Source organism: Amycolatopsis sp. NPDC005961 (assembly GCF_040629235.1).
GTDB lineage: Bacteria > Actinomycetota > Actinomycetes > Mycobacteriales > Pseudonocardiaceae > Amycolatopsis > Amycolatopsis camponoti.
This window is the reverse complement of sequence record NZ_JBEXVF010000048.1, coordinates 1-19383: the sequence shown is the minus strand read 5'-3', so window position 1 is coordinate 19383 and position 19383 is coordinate 1. Positions and strand designations below refer to the sequence as shown.

Annotated in this window: 17 protein-coding genes; 14 read left to right on the top strand and 3 right to left on the bottom strand. The window is 73.3% G+C overall.

The features are described from left to right. The first annotated feature begins 2 nt into the window (after nucleotides 1-2). From ABZ342_RS33420 to ABZ342_RS33405, 4 genes are all read left to right on the top strand, one after another. The gene (locus tag ABZ342_RS33420) at nucleotides 3-935 is read left to right on the top strand and encodes a carbohydrate kinase family protein (RefSeq protein WP_360481545.1); all 933 of its coding nucleotides are present in this window, start codon (nucleotides 3-5) and stop codon (nucleotides 933-935) included. Next, entirely contained in the window at nucleotides 932-2239 is a 1308-nt protein-coding gene (locus ABZ342_RS33415) for an alpha-glucosidase/alpha-galactosidase (protein ID WP_360481542.1), read from the top strand. Before ABZ342_RS33420 ends, ABZ342_RS33415 begins: the two co-directional genes overlap by 4 nt. Nucleotides 2240-2260: 21 nt before the next feature. Then, nucleotides 2261-3139, top strand: a complete 879-nt coding sequence (locus tag ABZ342_RS33410; RefSeq protein ID WP_155542914.1) for an SIS domain-containing protein — start codon at nucleotides 2261-2263, stop codon at nucleotides 3137-3139. A 214-nt stretch (nucleotides 3140-3353) separates the two neighbouring features. Then, the gene (locus ABZ342_RS33405) at nucleotides 3354-4646 is read left to right on the top strand and encodes a serine/threonine-protein kinase (protein ID WP_360481538.1); all 1293 of its coding nucleotides are present in this window, start codon (nucleotides 3354-3356) and stop codon (nucleotides 4644-4646) included. A gap of 3 nt (nucleotides 4647-4649) precedes the next feature. Here ABZ342_RS33405 and ABZ342_RS33400 read toward each other — a convergent pair whose 3' ends face one another. Next, the gene (locus tag ABZ342_RS33400) at nucleotides 4650-5312 is read right to left on the bottom strand and encodes a TetR family transcriptional regulator (protein WP_360481535.1); all 663 of its coding nucleotides are present in this window, start codon (nucleotides 5310-5312) and stop codon (nucleotides 4650-4652) included. A gap of 93 nt (nucleotides 5313-5405) precedes the next feature. Here ABZ342_RS33400 and ABZ342_RS33395 point away from each other — a divergent pair, with 93 nt between their 5' ends. The 5 genes from ABZ342_RS33395 (at nucleotide 5406) to ABZ342_RS33375 (ending at nucleotide 11240) form a co-directional block, all read left to right on the top strand. After that, on the top strand, nucleotides 5406-6290 hold the full coding sequence (locus tag ABZ342_RS33395) for an SDR family NAD(P)-dependent oxidoreductase (RefSeq protein ID WP_360481532.1): 885 nt from the start codon (nucleotides 5406-5408) through the stop codon (nucleotides 6288-6290). Nucleotides 6291-6396: 106 nt separating this feature from the next. Beyond that, nucleotides 6397-7146, top strand: coding sequence for a hypothetical protein (locus tag ABZ342_RS33390; protein WP_360481529.1), 750 nt, complete (start codon nucleotides 6397-6399; stop codon nucleotides 7144-7146). A gap of 197 nt (nucleotides 7147-7343) precedes the next feature. Beyond that, nucleotides 7344-8735, top strand: a complete 1392-nt coding sequence (locus ABZ342_RS33385; protein WP_360481526.1) for a hypothetical protein — start codon at nucleotides 7344-7346, stop codon at nucleotides 8733-8735. Between the two features lie 145 nt (nucleotides 8736-8880). Continuing rightward, entirely contained in the window at nucleotides 8881-9798 is a 918-nt protein-coding gene (locus ABZ342_RS33380) for an MBL fold metallo-hydrolase (protein WP_360481523.1), read from the top strand. A 26-nt stretch (nucleotides 9799-9824) separates the two neighbouring features. Then, the gene (locus tag ABZ342_RS33375) at nucleotides 9825-11240 is read left to right on the top strand and encodes a carboxylesterase family protein (protein ID WP_360481520.1); all 1416 of its coding nucleotides are present in this window, start codon (nucleotides 9825-9827) and stop codon (nucleotides 11238-11240) included. Nucleotides 11241-11279: 39 nt separating this feature from the next. Here the strand turns inward: ABZ342_RS33375 and ABZ342_RS33370 are convergent, their stop codons facing one another. Further along, nucleotides 11280-11777 carry an SRPBCC family protein gene (locus ABZ342_RS33370; RefSeq protein ID WP_360481517.1) on the bottom strand — a complete coding sequence of 166 codons (498 nt, stop codon included), beginning with the start codon at nucleotides 11775-11777 and terminating at the stop codon, nucleotides 11280-11282. A 101-nt stretch (nucleotides 11778-11878) separates the two neighbouring features. Here ABZ342_RS33370 and ABZ342_RS33365 point away from each other — a divergent pair, with 101 nt between their 5' ends. From ABZ342_RS33365 to ABZ342_RS33350, 4 genes are all read left to right on the top strand, one after another. Continuing rightward, the gene (locus ABZ342_RS33365; RefSeq protein ID WP_360481514.1) at nucleotides 11879-12739 is read left to right on the top strand and encodes a helix-turn-helix transcriptional regulator; all 861 of its coding nucleotides are present in this window, start codon (nucleotides 11879-11881) and stop codon (nucleotides 12737-12739) included. A 124-nt stretch (nucleotides 12740-12863) separates the two neighbouring features. Then, the gene (locus tag ABZ342_RS33360; RefSeq protein WP_360481511.1) at nucleotides 12864-13616 is read left to right on the top strand and encodes an SDR family oxidoreductase; all 753 of its coding nucleotides are present in this window, start codon (nucleotides 12864-12866) and stop codon (nucleotides 13614-13616) included. Then, nucleotides 13613-14383, top strand: coding sequence for an SDR family oxidoreductase (locus ABZ342_RS33355; RefSeq protein WP_155542925.1), 771 nt, complete (start codon nucleotides 13613-13615; stop codon nucleotides 14381-14383). Before ABZ342_RS33360 ends, ABZ342_RS33355 begins: the two co-directional genes overlap by 4 nt. Further along, nucleotides 14380-15927 (top strand): carboxyl transferase domain-containing protein, encoded by a 1548-nt coding sequence (locus ABZ342_RS33350; protein ID WP_360481507.1) that lies wholly within the window; start codon nucleotides 14380-14382, stop codon nucleotides 15925-15927. The genes ABZ342_RS33355 and ABZ342_RS33350 overlap by 4 nt, the downstream gene beginning before the upstream one ends. Here the strand turns inward: ABZ342_RS33350 and ABZ342_RS33345 are convergent. Further along, complete coding sequence (locus tag ABZ342_RS33345; RefSeq protein ID WP_360481504.1) at nucleotides 15924-16436, bottom strand: dihydrofolate reductase family protein; 513 nt, start codon at nucleotides 16434-16436, stop codon at nucleotides 15924-15926. The two genes, ABZ342_RS33350 and ABZ342_RS33345, sit on opposite strands and share 4 nt — an antisense overlap. A 190-nt stretch (nucleotides 16437-16626) precedes the next feature. Between ABZ342_RS33345 and ABZ342_RS33340 the strand changes: the two genes are divergently transcribed. Beyond that, nucleotides 16627-19284 carry a lectin gene (locus ABZ342_RS33340; RefSeq protein ID WP_360481501.1) on the top strand — a complete coding sequence of 886 codons (2658 nt, stop codon included), beginning with the start codon at nucleotides 16627-16629 and terminating at the stop codon, nucleotides 19282-19284. Nucleotides 19285-19383 lie beyond the last annotated feature (99 nt).

The window sequence follows — 19383 nt, the reverse complement described above, 5'->3', positions numbered from 1 at the left end:
CGATGTTCGACCTCCTGGTCGTCGGGGACGCCAACCCCGACATCATCATCGGTCCACTTCGGACGGACCTCGCGTTCGGCCAGCGGGAGCAGCTCGCCGCGTCGGGCACGCTCACCCTCGGCGGCTCCGGCGCCATCACCGCCGCCGGCGCCGCCCGGCTGGGCCTGAAGGTCGCCTTCGCCGGGCGGGTCGGCGACGACGAGGCGGGCCGGTTCGTCCGCGCCGCCCTCGGCGACCGCGGCGTCGACACGAGCGCGCTGCGGACCGACCCCGACCGGCCGACCCCGCTGACCACCGTGCTCACCCGCGACGGCGACCGCGCCATCGTCACCGCTCCCGGCACCCTCGCCACGACGACGGCCGCGGACGTCCCGCCGGAGCTGCTGGCCGTCGCCCGGCACGTCCACTCGTCGTCGTACTTCCTGCTGCCGGAGCTCGCCGCCGGCCTGCCCGCGCTGCTGCGCGCCGCTCGCCGGCACGGCGCGACCACCTCGGTGGACACCAACGACGACCCGGCCGGCCGCTGGGACGTCGGAGACCTGCTGCGGGAGACGGACTTCCTGCTCCCCAACGCCGCCGAGGCCGTCCGGCTGGCCGGCGTGGCCGATGCCCGGCAGGCCGCCGCGGCACTGGCGGCCCGCGGCCCCGCCGTCGTGGTCAAAGACGGCGCCGAGGGAGCCTTTTCCTGCCGGGACGGCGAATTCGCCTTCGCTCCCGGCGTCCCGGCCGAAGCCGTCGACACCGTCGGCGCCGGGGACAGCTTCGACGCCGGCTTCCTCGCCGCCGTCCTGGCCGGGCTGCCGCTCGCGACGGCCCTGCGCTGCGGCGTCGTCTGCGGCGCCGCCTCCGTGCGCGCGCCCGGCGGCACGGCCGGCCAGGCCACGTGGGACGACGTCCTCGTCCACCTCGAACGCACCGGATCGGACCTCGCATGACCCCCAAGATCACCCTCGTCGGCGCGGGCAGCGTCGTGTTCACCCAGGGCCTGCTCGCCGACCTCTTCGCCCACCCGGAGCTGGACGGCGTGCACGTGGCCCTGCACGACATCGACCCCGGCCGGCTGGCGACGGCGCTGGCTGCGGCCCGGCGGATCGCCGATGCGCGGGGTGTCAAGCCGGTCCTCACCGCGCACGCCGACCGCCGGGAAGCCCTGGCGGACGCGGACTTCGTCGTGAACATCGTCCAGATCGGCATGGGGGAGGCGACGCGCACCGACTTCGAGGTCCCGGCGCGCTACGGCCTGCGCCAGACCATCGGCGACACCCTCGGCATCGGCGGGATCTTCCGCGCGCTGCGGACGTTCCCCTTCCTCAAGGAACTCGGCGCGGACATCGCCGACGTCTGCCCGGAGGCGTGGCTGCTGAACTACACCAACCCGATGGCGATGAACGTCCAGTACCTGAGCGAAGCCACCGGGCTGACCCGGGTCGTCGGGCTCTGCCACTCGGTGTACTGGACCGTGCACGGGCTCGCCGAGCTGGTCGGGGTCCCGTTCGACGAGGTCACCTACGTCGCGGCGGGTGTCAACCACCAGGCGTGGGTGCTGCGCTTCGAGCACGCGGGCGCCGACCTCTACCCGCGGCTGCGGGAGCTGGCCGCGGCCGACGAGCAGCTGCGGCGGCGCGTCCGGTTCGACATGCTGCACCGGCTCGGCTACTACCCGACGGAGACCAGCGAGCACTCCGCCGAGTACGTGCCGTGGTACCTCAAGCACGACACCGAAATCGAGCGCCTGCGGCTGCCGATCGGCGCCTACCTCGACATCGTCGCGGAGAACGAAGCCGAGTACGAACGGACCCGGCGGGCGATCGCGGCCGACGAGCCGCTGCCCGTCGAAGGCACGGGGGAGTACGCGCCGCAGATCGTCCACAGTGTCCTCACCGGCACCCCGCGGACCGTCTACGGCAACGTCGTCAACCGGAGCCTGATCGAGAACCTGCCGTCCGGCGGCGTGGTCGAGGTGCCGTGCCTGGTCGACGGCACGGGCGTCCGGCCGACCCGGATCGGGGCGCTGCCGCCGCAGCTGGCCGCGCTCAACCGGACTTACCTGAGCGTCAACGACCTCGTCGTGCGCGCGGCGGTCGAAGACGACCCGCGCCACCTCCGGCACGCCGCGATGACCGACCCGGCCACCGCGGCCGCGCTGCCGGTCGAGCGGATCTTCGAGCTGTGCGACGACCTCGTCCGCGCGCACGGCGACCGTCTTCAGCCCGCCCTGCGCGCCGTTCTCGGCCGCTGACCCGTCGGAAGCAGGAGAACCATGTCGCACACCCTCGACGAGATCACCAGCCAGCCCGCGTGCTGGGCCCGCGTCCTGCGGGAGCTGCCCGACCACGCGCCCGCGCTGCCCGCGCCGGGCGAGCGCGTCGTGGTCATCGGCTGCGGGACGTCGTTGTTCATGGCCCAGAGCTACGCGCGGCTGCGCGAGGACGCGGGCCAGGGCGTCACCGACGTCTTCCCGGCGTCGGAAGCGAAGCTCGACCGGCCCTACGACCGCGTGCTGGCGATGACCCGCTCCGGCACGACGACGGAGATCCTCGACGCGCTCGGCCGCGTCCGCACGGGCACCCGCGTCACGACGATCACCGCGGTGGCCGATTCGCCCGCGGCCCGCGCGTCGGACGACGTCGTCTGCCTGCCTTACGCCGACGAGGTTTCGGTGGTGCAGACCCGGTTCCCGACGACGCAGCTGCTGCTCCTGCGGGCCCACCTCGGCTTGCCGGTGGAGCGGGCGCTCGGCGACGTCACGCGGGCGCTGGCGGAACCGCTCGACGCGTTCGTCACGGCGTCCCAGATCTCCTTCCTGGGCGCGGATTGGCACGTCGGCTTGGCGAACGAGGCGGCGCTGAAGGTCCGCGAGGCCGCGGCGTGGTGGACGGAGTCGTACTCGGCGATGGAGTACCGCCACGGCCCGATCGCGGTGGCGGCCCCGGGCCGCGCGGTCTGGAGCCTGGCCCCGCTCGACGCCGACCTGGTGTCCCGCATCGAGGCGACGGGCGCATTCCTGCGCCAAGGCGCGCTGGACCCGCTGGCCGAGCTGGTCGCGATCCAGCGGCTGGCCGTCGAACTTGCCGAACGCGCCGGGCGCGACCCGGACCGGCCGGCCCACCTCACGCGGTCGGTGGTCCTGGCGAGCTGACGCGAGTTCCCCGCCGGGGCACGGGCGAAACGGCGCTGTCGGGATCCGCACAGCACCGGCGGCACCGCCGGGCCGGGGATAAGGTGCGAGATCGTTCCGCGGTTCAGCCCAGCAGCCGTAGCCCAGCGCCGAGCCTCGCGGCCGGCGCGCGCACTCACCCCGCGGAGGTGGCTTCCCGTGCTCCCCGGAACAGCCGACGGACGGCCGGTCGCCGATGTCCGGTGAGGACTCGTTCGGTGAGGACCCCGGCGCCACCCCGACGTCTCCCCGGTACTCGCTGGACGTGTCCGGCGTGCGGCCGTGGTGGGCCCGTGACGCCCCGCCCGAGGTTATCGGCGGGCGCTACGAGGTCGCGGGCCTGATCGGCAGCGGCGGCACCGCACGCGTCTACCAGGCCTTCGACCAGCGGTTGCGCCGGGACGTCGCGGTCAAGGTGTACGAGCGGGGCGCGGTGGCCGTGGAGCGGCTGCGCCGGGCACGGGAGAAGGCCATCCAGGCCAGCATCGACCACCCCGGCGTCGTCGCCCTGTACGACAGCGGCACCGACGGCGACCGGCCCTACCTGGTGATGCAGCTGGTGCCGGGGGAGAACCTCGCGCAGCGCCTGCTCGCCGGGCCGATGCCGGCGGGGGAGGTGACGGAACTGGCGATCCGGCTCGCCGGAGCGCTGGCCCACGTCCACGACCGGCGGATCGTGCACCGGGACCTCAAGCCCGCCAACGTCCTGCTCGGCGCCGACGGCCCGCTCGTCTCCGACTTCGGCATCGCGCACGAGCTGGATTCGACGCACGTCACCGGCACCGGCCTGGTGACCGGCACGGCCGCGTACCTGGCCCCGGAGCAGGTCGTCGGCGAGCACGCCGGCCCGGCGGCCGACGTCTACGCGCTCGGCCTGATCCTGCTGGAGTGCCTGACCGCGCGGCGCGAGTACCCCGGCACCCTGGCCGAGTCGGCGACGGCGCGGCTGCACCGGTCGCCCCGGGTACCCGCCGAGCTGGGCGCACCGCTGGCCGGCCTCCTCGAGCGGATGACGGACCGGGAGCCCACCCGGCGTCCCACGGCCGGTGAGGTCGTGCGGCTGCTGGCGGAACCGGCCGGGACGGCGGTGGTTTCCGCGCGGTTCCCGCCGGTCCGGGCCGCGGCGCCGCGGAAGCTGGTCGCGGCCGGCGGGCTCGTGACCGCGGCGACGGCGGTGGTGCTCGGGGTGCTGCTCACCCGGCCGGACGTCGTGGCACCCGGCGCGGGCGGGGATCCCGGCACCGGGTCGGTCGTGCCGAGCAGCCCGGCACCGGCGCCCGCGTCGACGGTCCTGATGGGGTCACGGGAGGCGCAGGCCTCGGTGGCGGTGGTGCCCCGGTCCGGTGCGGGCACGTCCGACGTGGTGCGCGTCCCGGTCGCGGAAAGCGGCCCGGCCGCGGACAACGGCCCGGCCGCGGACAACGGGAAAGCCAAGGGGAAGACCCGGGGCAACGGCCCGGTGAAGGGCAAGGGGCAGAGCGGTCCCTGACCGTCAGGTCGGCTCGGCCGGGCGGTGCACGCCGAGGGCGACCGCCCGCAGCAGCGTCGTCAGCTGTTCGCGGAATCGCAACGCGCTGTGCGCCCACCTCGGCACCTCGTCGTACAGCCGGCGCAGGGTCGGCGACGGCCGCGACAGCTGGAACAGGTACGCCGCGCAGCTCATCGCCGCGGTCAGGAGGGTCCGGGCGCCCTCGGGGTCCAGGCCGGCTCCGGTCTCGACCAGGGCCGCCGTCATCGCGTCGAACGCCTCCGACGCGGCGGTCTTGTAGTCCCGCGCCCGCTCCAGCCGGACCGCCCCCTCCAGGCTGAGCCCCACGTGCGTCTGCAGGTCGCAGAACAGCGGCAGCGCGTCCAGGGACCCGGCGACGACCTCGGCGACTTCGACCGGGCCCAAACGGCGCCCCGCGAGGTCGGCGAGCAGGCGCTCACGCCAGTCGGCCCAGCCCTGTTGCGCCAGTTCGAGCAGCAGTTCTTCGCGGGATTCGAAGTACCGGCGCAGCGCCGAGGGGTGCAGGCCGACCCGGCTCGTCACCTCGGTGAGGGTGACCTCGCGCACGCCGCGCTCCGCCGCGAGCTCGCGCGCGGCGGTCAGCAAGGCCGTCTTGCGGACCTCTTTGTCCTGGTCGGAGCGGGCGCGCTGGCGGGGCTGGGTCACCCCGCCACGATAACGCAACCGCTTTGACTTAACTCGCCGCCACGCGTACGGTCGAGTTAACGCAAAGGCATTGCGTTAGTGGAGGAGCTTCCCATGAGTTCAGTGTTTTTCGTGACCGGCTCGTCGCGCGGGCTCGGCCGGCAGATCGCCGAGCGGGCTCTGGCCGCCGGGCACCGCGTCGTCGCCACCGCCCGGGACCCGCGGACCCTGGACGACCTCGCGGCCCGCTACGGCGACCGCGTCCACGTCGAGCCGCTGGACGTCACCGACGCCTCGGCCGCCGAAGCCGCGGTCGCCGCCGGGGTCGCCGCGTTCGGCCGGATCGACGTCGTGGTCAACAACGCCGGCCAGGGCGACCGCGCGTCCCTCGAAGACACGACGCTCGCCGTCTTCCGCCGGCAGATCGAGACGAACTTCCTGGGCACGGTCCACGTCACCAAAGCCGCGGTTCCGGTGCTGCGCGGGCAAGGCGGCGGGCGGATCATCCAGATCTCGTCGGTCGGCGGCCGCGTCGGCAGCCCGGGGATGACGGCCTACCAGTCGGCGAAGTGGGCCGTCGGCGGGTTCAGCGAGGCGCTCGCCGCCGAGGTCGCCCCGCTGGGCATCAAGATCACCGTGCTCGAGCCGGGCGGAATGCGCACGGACTGGGCCGGCGCGTCGATGGCCACCCCGCCGATCAGCGAGCCGTACGAGGCGACGGTCGGCGCGTCCGCCCGCGCGATGGCCGACTTCGAGCAGCACGCGAACAGCGACCCGCGGAAGGTCGCCGACCTGGTGCTCACGGTCGCCGGCCTCGACGAGCCGCCGCTGCGCCTGCTGGCGGGCAGCGACGCCTACGAGTACGGCCGCGAGGCGTGGCGGCACCGCGTCGACACGGACGCGAAGTGGGCCCACCTGAGCAGGTCGACGGACCACGCCGAATCCGGCGACGCGTGGCGCCGCCAGCGGGGCACGAGCCTGCCCGACGTGCGGGCCTGACCGACACCGACGGGTGGTCGGAGGTTCCGGAAGGCCGATTCGTGGGTAGCCCAGTGGTGTGAGGCTGAGCAGGCCCTGCCTGCCGGACTAGTGAGAGGTGATCACAATGAGCCAGGGCGATGCTCCGGTCGGGCGATCGGTGAAGACGGCAGCCGCCGGTGTCCGGGATCTCGCCGCGGAAGCGGCACGGGTCGGGGCGGCCGCGGCCGTGCGAGCGGTGGAGATCACCGACCGCAAGCTGTCCGAAAGCGCGGACGAGCTGGCGAAGGTCGGCCGCTCGGCGACCAAGGACTTCGACAAGAGCACCCGGTCTTCGCGCCGGGACGTGCGGAAGCACTCGGTCGCCGCCCGCGACGAGGTGCTGTCCCGCGCGGTGAAGCTGCGCGACCCGGGCCGCAAGGCGGCGCAGGCGATCGCGACGGTGGCGAGCTCGACGGGCGAGTCGAACCGCAAGCGGCGCAAGGCCGTCGCGACGGCGAAGCGAGACTTGGCCGTGGCGCTGGAGGAAGCCAAGAACGTGGCGCGCGGGGCTCGTTCCCGGCGGGCGCGCTGGCCGTGGCTGCTGGCCTTCGCCGCGCTGGCCGCGGGGGTCGCGGCCGTCGTGCGGGCCAAGCGGTCGAACCCGCTGGCGGAGAACGAGGCACCGGGGCCGGTGCCGGCGGACAAGGTGGTGACCCCGGCCGACAAGGCGGTGCCGCCGAAGCCGGCTCCGGTGGCTCCCGCGGCTCCCGCCGCTGCGGCGCCGAAGCCGCCCGAGACCCCGAAGCCGCCGGCCCCCAAGCCGGCCAACGGTGCCAACGGCGCCAACGGCCACGCGGCCGCGGGCAAGGGCAAGACGGAGAACAAGAGCCGGTAGCAGCCGACCGGCCCGAAGCCCGGGGCGCTGTCCACCAGGACAGTGCCCCGGGCTTCGTTCTGCGCCCGGGTTTCACGGCGCCCGAAACGTACGAGCCGCGGGAAAAGGTGCCCGCCACATTCGCGGAACGTTCCGCCTTCCCGGATGTCCGGACCGGCCCTAGATTCGTCCGGACAACCCGAAGGGGGAAAGAAACCATGCCTACAGGCAGATTCGTGCGGCCGGCCGCTGTGCTGGCCGCGGCACTCGTCATGGCGGGGACGGCGGCCGCGCCCGCGTCGGCCGCTTCCGGGCCGAACCTCGAGGTCTCCGTCGTCGCGCAAGAAGGCCGGTGGCTGTCCGGCGACACCGTCGGGCTCGACGTGACGGTGCGCAACATCGGTGACGCCGTCGCCTTCGGCGCGTTCGGCACCGCCTACACGGAGTCCGGGACGCCGCTCTGGATCGACCGGAACCAGTGGGGGGACCTGTCCGACGGCGGCTCCGGCGCGCCCATCGCGCAGGGGGAGACCCGGACCGTCCACCTGACCGGGCAGCTGGGCACGTTCGACGGCGACTCCGTCGTGCACGTCGAGGTCCACGCCGGGCAGGACGTCGACTACAGCGACAACGTCCGGCGCGTCACGCTGCCGATGGCGCGGGGCACCGACCGGGTCGCGGGCGTGCTGTACGGGGACGCGAACGGCGACGGCAAGCCGTCGGCCGGGGAGGCGCTGGCCGGCGCCGAAGCGCACTTCATCGGGGTCGGGACGACGACGGACATGGTCGCCGTCACCGACGCGACGGGCCACTTCTCCTTCGACAACCTCCCGCTGAGCCGGTACGCCTACGTCTCCTTCCAGAAGGTTCCGGGAGGCTGGGTCGACCAGCCCGTGGGGGAGCTGCGGCTGGACGGCCGAGGGGCCTACACGGCACTCGAGGTGCGGGCCGTCCGGCCGCTGTCCGACGTGCTGCACGAGACCCTCGCGCTGGACAAGACGACCTACGCCGCCGGCGACACCGGCAAGGTGACGGTCACGCTCTCGAACTCCGGCACCCAGCCGCTGACCGGCCTCTTCCTCAGCTGCGACGCCGGCGGCTTCGGCTCGGAGCTGCCGGTGACCGACGACCAGTGGGGCGCGTTCGGCTCCCAGCGTCGTGCGGGCACGCTGGCCCCGGGACAGCGGGTCGTGCTGACGGCGACGGCCAAGGTGCCCGACCGGGCGGCCTACACCGGCTCGACCGGGCTCGACTGCACGGCCGACGACGGTCACAGTGGCGGCGCCCCGTACGCCATCGTCACGGCCAAGGTGCCCGGCAAGGTCGCCGACTCCCGGGGACAGGTCTGGCTCGACAAGAACGGCAACGGCACGCTGGACCTCGACGAGGGCCTGGCGTTCCGGAACCTCGTGCTCGTCGAGGACGGCACCATCCGCGCCTACGCGAGGACCGACGCCAACGGCTTCGCGACGTTCAAGAACGTGCCGGTCGGCACCTACCAGCTGCGGGTGCCCGGGCCGTGGAAACCGGCCCCGTTCGAAGGCGACCTCGGCGTCTTCGCGCCGCCGTACGGTGGCGGCGAGTGGCACCTGCGGTTCGTCGCCGGCTGAGCCGGGGCTTTCCGGGCGGCCGCGGCCGCCCGGAAAGCCCTGCCACCCCCTGCCGGGGGTAGGCAGCACGGGGTCTGGCTCGCCGCCGTCACCCGCCACCACCCTGGGGATGTCCGACATCCTCCGAAATCCCCAGGGGCCCACCATGACCGCGATTCCCGAACAGATCACGCTGGGGGACGTCACCGTCACCCGCGTCCAGGAGTTCTCCGGCTCGGTCGAGATGACGCCGGCCGAGTTCTTCCCCGGCAGCCCCCGCGCCTCCTGGGAGGCGAACCGGGCCTGGCTGGCGCCCGACTTCTGGAACCCCGAGACCGACGAGGTCCACGCGGCGGTCCAGACCTGGCTGCTGCGCAGCGAAGGCCGCACCATCCTCGTCGACACCGGCGTCGGCAACCACAAGGAGCGGCCCTACGCCGCGTTGTGGGGGCACCGCGACACCGCCTTCCTCGACACGCTCGCGGCGGCCGGGGTGCGCCCGGCGGACGTCGACCTCGTGATCAACACCCACCTGCACACCGACCACGTCGGCTGGAACACCCGGCTCGAGGGCCGTTCCTGGGTCCCGACCTTCCCCAACGCGACCTACCTGCTGCCGCGGCGGGACTTCGACTTCTGGAACCCCGCCAACGAGCACAAGTCGGTGTTCGGCCGGGGGAACCAGAACGTCTTCGAGGACAGCGTCGCGCCGGTCCACGAGGCCGGGCTGACCGAGCTGTGGGACGGCTCGTACCGCATCGACGGCAACCTTCGGCTCGAGCTCGCGCCCGGCCACACGCCGGGATCTTCGGTGCTGCACCTGGAATCCGGCGGTGACCGGGCGCTGTTCGCCGGCGATCTCGTGCACACCCCGCAGCAGATCGTGGAGCCCGAGGTCAACTCGTGCTTCTGCGAGGACGCGGCGGAGGCCCGCGCGACGCGGCACAAGCTGCTCGGTGCGGCGGCCGAGACCGGCGCGCTCGTGTTCCCGGCCCACCTGCCCGGGCCCGGCGGGGTGCAGGTCCGGCGCGACGGTTCCCGCTTCGCGATCACGGACTGGGCCGGCTTCGCCCGGGTCGCGTGAACTCGGCACCGAGCGGAGGAAAATCCTTGTCCCAGCGAGAAAACCCGGTCGTGCACCTGCCTTCGGGTGCGGTGCGGGGCACCCGGGACCGGTTCGGCGAGCGCTACCGGGCCATTCCTTACGCGGCCGCTCCGATCGGCGGACGCCGTTTCGCCGCGCCCGTGCCGCACCCGGGCTGGTCCGGCGTCCGGGACGGCACCCGGCCTTCGCCCACCGCGCCGCAGCCGTCGCGGGACTTCGGCCGGCTTGACCTGAGCCCGTACTTCGGCCCCGGCTGGGTGCGCGGCGAGGAGTACCTCACCGTGGACGTCCGCACGCCGGCCGCCGACGGCGGGCGGCGGCCGGTGATGGTCTTCGTGCACGGCGGCGGGTTCGTCACCGGGACCGGCGGCGCCGCGCTGTACGACGGCCGGGCCTTCGCCAGGGACGGCGTCGTCCTGGTGACGCTGAACTACCGCCTCGGCATCCCCGGCTTCCTCGTCCTGGACGGCGCACCGGACAACCGCGGCCTGCTGGACGTCCTCGCCGCGCTGCGCTGGGTTCGCGACACGATCGGCGCGTTCGGCGGCGATCCCGGCAACGTCACGGTGTTCGGCCAGTCGGCGGGGGCGACGCTCGTCGCCGGACTGCTGGCGGCCCCGGAGTCGAGCGGGCTGGTCCGGCGGGCGATCATGCAGAGCGGCAGTGGCACCGGCGCGTTCACCCCGGAGCAGGCACGGCGCGTCACGTCGGCCGCGGCCACCGCGCTGGGGGCCGACCCGACGGCCGAGGCTTTCGCGGGTATCCCGGACGATCGGTTCGTGGCGGTCCTGCCCGCGCTGTCCGGTGTGGACTTGCGCACCGAGACGGCCACCGACCCGCTGGCCGGGCTGAGCCCGTTCAGCGTGGTGCTCCCGGCGCAGCCCGCCGACGCGCCGGCCGGCGTCGGCCTGCTCATCGGAACCACCACCGAGGAGGGGAACCTCTACCTGGTGCCGCAGGGGAAGTTCGCCGTCTCCACGGATGCCGACGTGCTCGCCGTCGCGGCGGCGACCCGGGCGGACCCCGAGGCCGCGGTGGCCGCGCTGCGGGCGTCCCGGCCGGACGCGAGCCCGGGGGAGCTGCGATCGGCGCTGCTCGGCGACGCGTTGTTCGGGGCGGGTACGGCGGCGATGATCGCGGCGCAGGAGCCCGGGCGGGCCCACGTGTACTCGTTCGCCCACCGCTCGACGGCCCTGGACGGCCGGCTCGGCGCGGCGCACACCGTCGAGCTGCCGTTCGTCTTCGACCTCGCCGACGAGCCGTGGCTGCACGGCGAGACGGGACTGCTGGGCCCGAACCCCGCGCCGGCCGACCTCGCGGCGCGCATGCACGGGGCGTGGGTGGGTTTCGCCCGCACCGGGGACCCGGGCTGGGCGCCCCACACCGCGGAACGGCCCGTGGTGGAGGTCTTCGGCGGCTGAGGACGGGACGGGGGCTCGCCGAGCGAGCCCCCGTCCCGCTCACGCCTCCGTGGCGTGTTCGTGCAGCCAGCGGGCGAGCGCGAGCAGGGTGGTTTCCGCGCTGGCCGCCATGTCGTCCCGAAGCCCGGCCACCTCGCGCGCGGTCGAGCCGAGCACCGGATCCATCCGCAGCAACCGCCATTCCTGGGTCACGACCGAGCCCGGACCGTCGCCCTCGATGAGCCACCGCCAGCGCACGATGCCGTCGTCGAGACCGCCGACGACGAAGGTGAACTCGCTGGGTGCGTCGGCGGTGAGGACCTGCGAACGGGTGTCCCATTCGCGTTCGCCACGGCGGTTGTGGCCGCCGAACCACGCCCCGGGCACCGCGCCGGCGCCTTCGTCGTAGCGCACGCGGGACGCCGTCGGGCTCCACAGCTCGATCTTGGTGACGTCGCTGACCAGGTCGTAGACGGTCTGCGGGGGCGCGGGGACCCAGACCCGCCGGGTGAACGCGAACGACGCGGGGTCGAGGGTGGGAACGGTGTCAGTGGTCATGACGCCAGGCTGTCCCGGGCCGGGGCACAGCGGCCAGACCGGACGTTTCCTACCCATCGCGGGGGCAGGCTCGGCGGCGGCCGCCCCGGCATACTGGGATCATGGTCGATCAGGGGCAGCTGGCCGAGTACCTGCAGGCGTGCCGGGCGCGGCTGCACCCGGAGGACGTCGGCATGCGCACCTACGGCGAGCGGCGCCGGGTGCCCGGCCTGCGCCGCGAAGAGGTCGCGAGCCTCGCCGGCGTGAGCGCGTCGTACTACATCCGGCTCGAGCAGGGCCAGTCGGTGAACGCCTCCGACGAGGTGGTCGACGGCATCGCCCGCGCGCTCCGGCTGGACGAGGACGAGCACGAGCACCTGCGCGTCCTGGCCCGGCCGGTGCGCCGACGCGCCGCGAAGCGCCCGCCCGTCGAGCGCGTCGACGACGTCACCGCGCAGCTGCTGGCCGGGCTGGGCGACGTGCCGGCGATCCTGCTGGGCCGCCGGACCGACGTGCTGGCGTGGAACCGGCTCGGCCACGCGTTCTTCGCCGGCCACCTCGACTTCTCGGCACCCACTCGCCCCGCCGACCGCCCGAACATGGCGCGCCTGGTCTTCCTCGACGCGCACACCCGCGACCTCTATCCACAGTGGACGTCGAAGGCCCGCGCGGTGGTCGGCAACCTGCGCCTGACCGCGGGCAAGCATCCCGGCGACCGCCTGCTGAGCGCCCTGATCGGCGAGCTCGTGACGGGGAGCGCCGAGTTCGCCGCCCTGTGGGCCGACCACCGGGTCATCGCCTGCACCGCGACGCGGTACGCCATGCGGCACCCACTGGTCGGCGACCTGACCGTGCACCAGCAGACCCTCGCCCTCGCGCACGCTCCCGAGCAGACGCTCGTCGTGGTCACGGCCGAGCCCGGCTCGTCCTCGCAGGCGGCCCTCACCCTGCTGGCCGCGGCCACCGTCCCCGAGCGGCGCTGACCGGTCGCGCGCGGGGCGGTGTGACGTGGGTCGGCTTGAGAGGATGACTCCATCGCGCATAATGAGCACCTGACCGACCGCTTAGCATGTGCCGGGAACCACATCGCGAAGGAGACACACTGCCGTGAACTCGTTCAAGGATCGCGTCGCGATCGTCACCGGGGCCAGCCGGGGCATCGGCCTCGGGATCGCGAAGACGCTCGTCGAACGCGGGGCCAAGGTGTGCATCACCGCGCGCAAGCCCGAGGCCCTCGAAGAGGCCGTCAACGAGCTCGGCGGGCCCGACGTCGCCATGTTCGTGCCGGGCAAGGCCGACGACACCGACCACCAGGACGAGGCCGTCGCGAAGACGATCGAGACCTTCGGCCGGCTCGACTACCTGGTCAACAACACCGGCATCAACCCCGCCTACGGGCCGACCCTCGACATCGACCCCGCCGCCGCGGCGAAGATCCTCGCCGTCAACGTCCTCGCGCCGCTCGGCTGGACCAAGCGGGCCCGCGACGCGTGGATGGGCGAGCACGGCGGTGCCGTCGTCAACGTCGCCTCCGTCGCCGGCCTCGGCGCGTCGCCCGGCATCGGGATGTACGGCGTCAGCAAGGCCGCGCTGATCCGGCTGACCGTCGAGCTCGGCGCCGAGCTGGGGCCGAAGATCCGCGTCAACGCCGTCGCGCCCGCCGTCGTCAAGACGAAGTTCGCCACCGCGCTCTACGAAGGCCGGGAGGAAGAGGTGGCGGCGGCCTACCCGATGAAGCGCCTCGGCGTGCCGTCCGACATCGCCGGCGCCGTCGCGTTCCTGCTGTCCGACGACGCGGGCTGGATCACCGGCCAGACCATGGTGCTCGACGGCGGCGTGACCCTGGGCGGTGGCCTGTGACCGGCGTCGTCGTCACCGGGGGCGGTGGCGGCATCGGCGCCGCGCTGGCCCGTCGCTTCGCCGCCGAAGGTGCCCAGGTCGTCGTCGCCGACCTCGACGGCGACAAGGCCGCCGAAATCGCCGCCGAGATCAAGGGGACGGCCTTCGCGGGTGACGTCGCGAGCGTCGACGGCGTCGCGAAGCTGGTCGAGAGCGCGCGGGAGACCCTGGGCGAGATCGACGTCTTCTGCGCCAACGCGGGCATCGCGCCCTTCGGCGGTCCCGAAAGCCCCGAGGACGTCTGGGCGCGCACCTGGGAAGTCAACGTCATGGCGCACGTCCGGGCGGCCAACCTGCTGCTGCCCGCGTGGCTCGAGCGCGGCAAGGGCCACTTCATCGCGACGGTGTCCGCCGCCGGCCTGCTCACCAGCCTCGGCTCGGCGCCCTACTCGGTGACCAAGCACGGCGCGCTGGCCTTCGCCGAGTACCTGTCCGCGACCTACCGGCACCGTGGCCTCACCGTGCAGGCGATCTGCCCGCAGGGCGTGCGCACGGCGATGCTCGAGAGCACCGGCACCGCGGGCCAGCTGCTCATGGCCGCGTCGGCGATCGAGCCCGAGCAGGTGGCCGACGCCCTGTTCGCGGCCATCGAGTCGAACCGGTTCCTGGTGCTGCCGCACCCCGAGGTCGCGGACTACTACGCGGCCCGCGCGACGCAGACCGACCGCTGGCTCGGCGGCATGAACAAGCTGCAGCGCAAGGTCGAAACGGCCCTCGGAGCCGAATGAACTGGCAGCCGGAGGTCGACGAGATCGCCCGGCGGCGTGAGCTGGCCGAGCGCATGGGCGGGCCGGAGAAGGTGGCCCGCCAGCACGCCGCCGGGCGGTCGACGGTCCGCGAGCGGATCGCCGCCCTCGCCGACCCCGGCAGCTTCGACGAGATCGGGGCGCTCGCCGGCACGGCGTCCTATGTGGACGGCTCACTGGAGTCGTTCACCCCGGCCAACTTCGTCATCGGCACCGCCCGGCTGGACGGCCGTCGCGTGGCCATCGGCGGTGACGACTTCACCGTCCGCGGCGGCGCCGCCGACGCCGCGATCATGGAGAAGCAGGTCCACGCCGAGCGCCTGGCCAACGAGCTGGGCCTGCCGATGGTGCGGCTGATCGAAGGCACCGGGGGCGGCGGCAGCGTCAAGATGCTGGAGCAGCACGGGTTCACCTACGTCCCGGTCAACCCGGGCTGGGACCTCGTGGTGGACAACCTCTCGGCGGTGCCGGTGGTCGCGCTCTGCCTCGGCCCGGTCGCCGGGCTCGGCGCCGCGCGGGCGGTCATGTCCCACCTGAACGTCCTGGTCGAGGACGTCGGACAGCTGTTCGTCGCCGGGCCGCCGGTGGTGAAGCACGCGACGGGGGAGGACCTCACCAAGGAGGAGCTGGGCGGCGCCGACGTCCACCGGCGCAGCGGCGCGATCGACCGGATCGTGGAGTCGGAGGCCCAGGCATTCGCGGTGGTGAAACAGTTCCTGTCCTACCTTCCGTCCTCTGTGGACTCCCTGCCGCCGGTCGGGTCCACCGCGGACCCGGTGGGCCGGCGGGACGAAGCCCTGCTGTCGCTGGTGCCGCGCAACCGGCGTCACCCGTACCGGTTGCGGCCGCTGCTCGACGGCGTCTTCGACGAGGGTTCGGTGTTCGACTACGCCGTGTCGGGCGGCTCGGCCTACGCGGGACTCGCCCGGCTGAACGGGCACCCGGTCGGCGTCCTGGCCACCGACCCGTACCGGGGCGCGACGCTGACCCCCGAGGGCGCCGACGTCATGACCCGGCTGGTCGACCTCTGCGAGACGTTCCACCTGCCGCTGGTGTCGCTGACCGACCAGGCGGGCATGGTGATCGGCGCGGCCGCGGAACGCGCGGGCGCGATCCGCCACGGCGCCCGTGCGGTGACCGCGGTCTACCAGGCGCGGGTCCCGATGGCCGAGGTGATCGTCCGGCGCGTGTTCGGCGTCGGCGGCGCGGGCCAGGTCAACCGCCACCGCCTGGTCCGCCGCTGGGCGTGGCCGTCCGGCGACTGGGGTTCGCTGCCGGTCGAAGGCGGCATCGAAGCGGCGTACCGCGCCGAACTCGACGCCGCCGACGACCGGGAGGCGCGGATCGAGGAGATCCGGGCCCGCCTGGACGCGGTGCGCTCGCCGTTCCGCACGGCGGAGCGGTTCTCGGTCGAGGACGTCATCGACCCGCGCGAAACCCGCGCCCGGCTGTGCGACTGGGTGCCGGACGCCTACGCCGTGCTGCCGAAGCTGGTCGGCCGCCCGTCGTTCGGCATGCGGCCCTAGACCACGCGGTACCAGTTCGGCCGGACGACTTCCAGCCCGACCGGCTTGCCGCCGGGCCGGTCGAACATCCGGACGCCGTCCCCGAGCAGCACCGGCACCGGCAGCGCGAGGATCTCGTCGAGGACGCCGGCGTCGAGGCACTGCCGGGCGACGTCGGCCCCGAGGACGTTGACGTACTTCTCGCCTGCCGCCTTCTTAGCGGCCGCGACCGCGTCGACAAGGTTGTCGACGAAGGTCACCCCGGGCGCCGGCGGCGCGGGCCGGTGGGTGAGGACGAACTGCGGGCCCTCCCAGCCGCCGCCGAAGGCCTTGCCCTCGCCTTCCGTGCCGCGGTGCGGGTCGTCGCCGCCGTACGTCCGGCGGCCGACGAGCAGCGCGCCGATCTCCGGGATCAGCTCGTCGACCAGCGGGTCCGGGCCGAGGTACGGGGTCAGCCAGGACATGTCGCCGCCGGGGCCGGCGATGAAGCCGTCGATCGAGCAGCTGAAGCCGTAGAGCAGTTTCGCCATGGTGTCTCCTTTGGGCCGGTTCGCGGACTTCAGTACTGACGTCGGCGGCCGCGGAAAGTCATCGGCTTCACCCGGCCGTGTCCGGAACGCGACAGGATCACCACGGACCGTTGACAACGGTGTCAGCGCGCGAGGACCGTTCCGATTCGCAGCCTGAACTGCTTGTGCTCAACGGCGAAGGACAAGTGACATGGTCTTGCGTACCCTCCTGCGGCTCACCGCCGCCACCGCCCTGGCCGCCGCCGGCCTGATCCCGACGCCCGCGTCCGCGGCGCAGCTGGTCACCGATCCGGCGTCGCTGGTCAACCCGTTCATCGGCACCTCCAACGCCGCCGACGACTTCCCCGGCGCGGACGTCCCGTTCGGGATGGTCCAGTGGAGTCCGGACACGCCCAGCCGTCCCGACGGCGGCGGGTACGAGTACAAGGACTCGTCCATCACCGGCTTCAGCCTGACGCACCTGTCGGGCCCGGGCTGCGGCGCCGACGGCGACGTCCCGATCCTGCCGACGGTCGGCGCGGTGAACACCGGCGCGAGCGTCTCCTTCAGCCACAGCAACGAATCCGCGAGCCCCGGCGCCTACTCGGTGAACCTCGGCAACGGCGTGAACACCGAGCTGACCGCGGCGCTGCGGTCCGGGATCGGCCGGTTCACGTTCCCGTCGACGTCCCAGGCGAACCTGCAGTTCAAGCTCAACGGCAGCCAGAACGGCACGTCGAACCAGACGTGGACGGTGGTCAGCCCGACCGAAGTGTCCGGTTCGGTCACGTCCGGGCACTTCTGCGGCGCCGGGTTCACCTACACGCTCTACTTCGACGTCGTCTTCGACCGGCCGTTCAGCTCCAGCGGCACGGCCGCGGCCGCCGCGGTCACCCCGAAGGCGTCGCCGGGCAAGCTGCACGGCAGCGCCGCCGCCGCGCCGGCCGTCGCGGACGCCGGCCCGGGCAGCGCGTACGTCCGGTTCGACACGACATCCAACCCGACGGTGCAGGCCAAGGTCGGCATCTCCTACGTTTCGACGGCCAACGCGGTCGCGAACCGCGCGGCCGACATCCCGGCGTTCGACTTCGCCGCGACCAAGCAGGCCGCGCACGACAGCTGGAACTCCCTGCTCGGCCGGATCCAGGTCGCCGGCGGCACCGCGGCGCAGCAGCGCGTCTTCTACACCGCGCTCTACCACTCGCTGTTGCACCCCAACGTGTTCTCCGACCGCAACGGCCAGTACATCGGGTTCGACAACCAGGTGCACACCGTCGCGAGTGGACACTCGGCGCACTACGCCAACTTCTCCGGCTGGGACATCTACCGCACGCAGGCGCAGCTCTCCGCCCTGCTGGCGCCCGCGCAGACCAGCGACATCGCGCAGTCGATGATCGCCGACTACGCCCAGGGCGGCGGGCTGCCCAAGTGGTCGCAGAACAACGGCGAGACGTACGTGATGGTCGGCGACCCCGGCACGGCGATCCTCGCGAGCTACTACGCCTTCGGGGCGCGGAACTTCGACACCGCGGCGGCGTTGCAGGCGATGCTGCACGAAGCGAGCGCGCTGAACAACGTCCGGCCGGGCCTCAACGCGACGAACGCGCCCGGGTACCTGCCGGCGAACGGCACCTACCAGTGCTGCAACTTCTACGGCCCGGTCTCGACGCAGCTGGAGTACGACACGGCGGACTTCGCGCTCTCGGCGTTCGCCGGGGCGCTGGGGGACACCGCGAACCAGGCGTTCTACGCCGGCCGCGCGCAGAACTGGAAGAACACCTTCAACGCCGCCAGCGGGTTCATGCAGCCGAAGGACGCCAGTGGTGCCTGGACCGGCGGCTTCAACCCGGCGAGCGGCTCGAACTTCGTCGAGGGCACGTCGTGGCAGTACACCGGGATGGTGCCGTTCAACGTGGCGGGCCTCGCGGCGGCACGCGGCGGCAACGCGTCGCTGGTCAGTTATCTCGACAGCGTGCTGGCCGGGTTCCACGGCAGCGGCGGGTCGCAGGCGGACCTCGGCAACGAGCCGAGCCTGGAGCTGCCGTGGGAGTACGACTACGTCGGGCAGCCGTACAAGACGCAGAAGGTCGTCCGGCAGGTCCAGGACCAGATCTGGACCGACGCGCCGGGCGGGCTGGCCGGCAACGACGACCTCGGCGCGATGAGCGCGTGGTACGTGTTCTCCGCGCTGGGCTTCTACCCGATGACGCCGGGAACGGCGGACCTGGCGCTGGGCAGCCCGCTGTTCACGCAGGCGGTGGTGACGCTCCCGAGCGGTAACACGCTGACGGTGAACGCCCCGGCGGCGGCGGACAACGCACCGTACGTCCAGAGCGCGTCCTGGAACGGCGCGGCGTGGAACAACGCGTACGCACCCACCTCGACGCTCAGGTCGGGCGGGACTCTCGCGTTCGCACTGGGGACGTCGGCGAACACGTCGTGGGCGGCGTCGAACCCGCCGCCGTCCTACGACGGGACGCTGCCGCACCTGGGCCCGCTGACGTCGGGGATCGCGGGCAAGTGCGCGGACGTGGCGCAGAGCGGCACGGCGAACGGGACGCACGCGCAGCTGTACACGTGCAACAGCACGGGGGCGCAGAAGTGGTTCGCCGGCGCCGACGGGACGTTCCAGGCTCAAGGTGGATGTCTCGACGTGAGCAACAGCGGCACGGCGAACGGCACGAAGGTCCAGCTCTGGCAGTGCAACGGATCCGGCGCCCAGACGTGGCAGGCGGGCACGGGCGGGGCGCTGGTGAACCCGCAGTCGGGCCGCTGCCTGGACGACCCGGGCAGCACGACGACGGACGGGACCCAGCTGCAGATCTACGACTGCAACCAGAGCGCGGCCCAGAAGTGGACCCACGGCTGACGCCGTCGTGAGTGAGAAACAGGGTCGCCGGCGGCGCCGGGGCGATCCTCGACACGAGCGTCAACACCGTCGTCAAGAACAAGCCGGAGCTGAAGGACC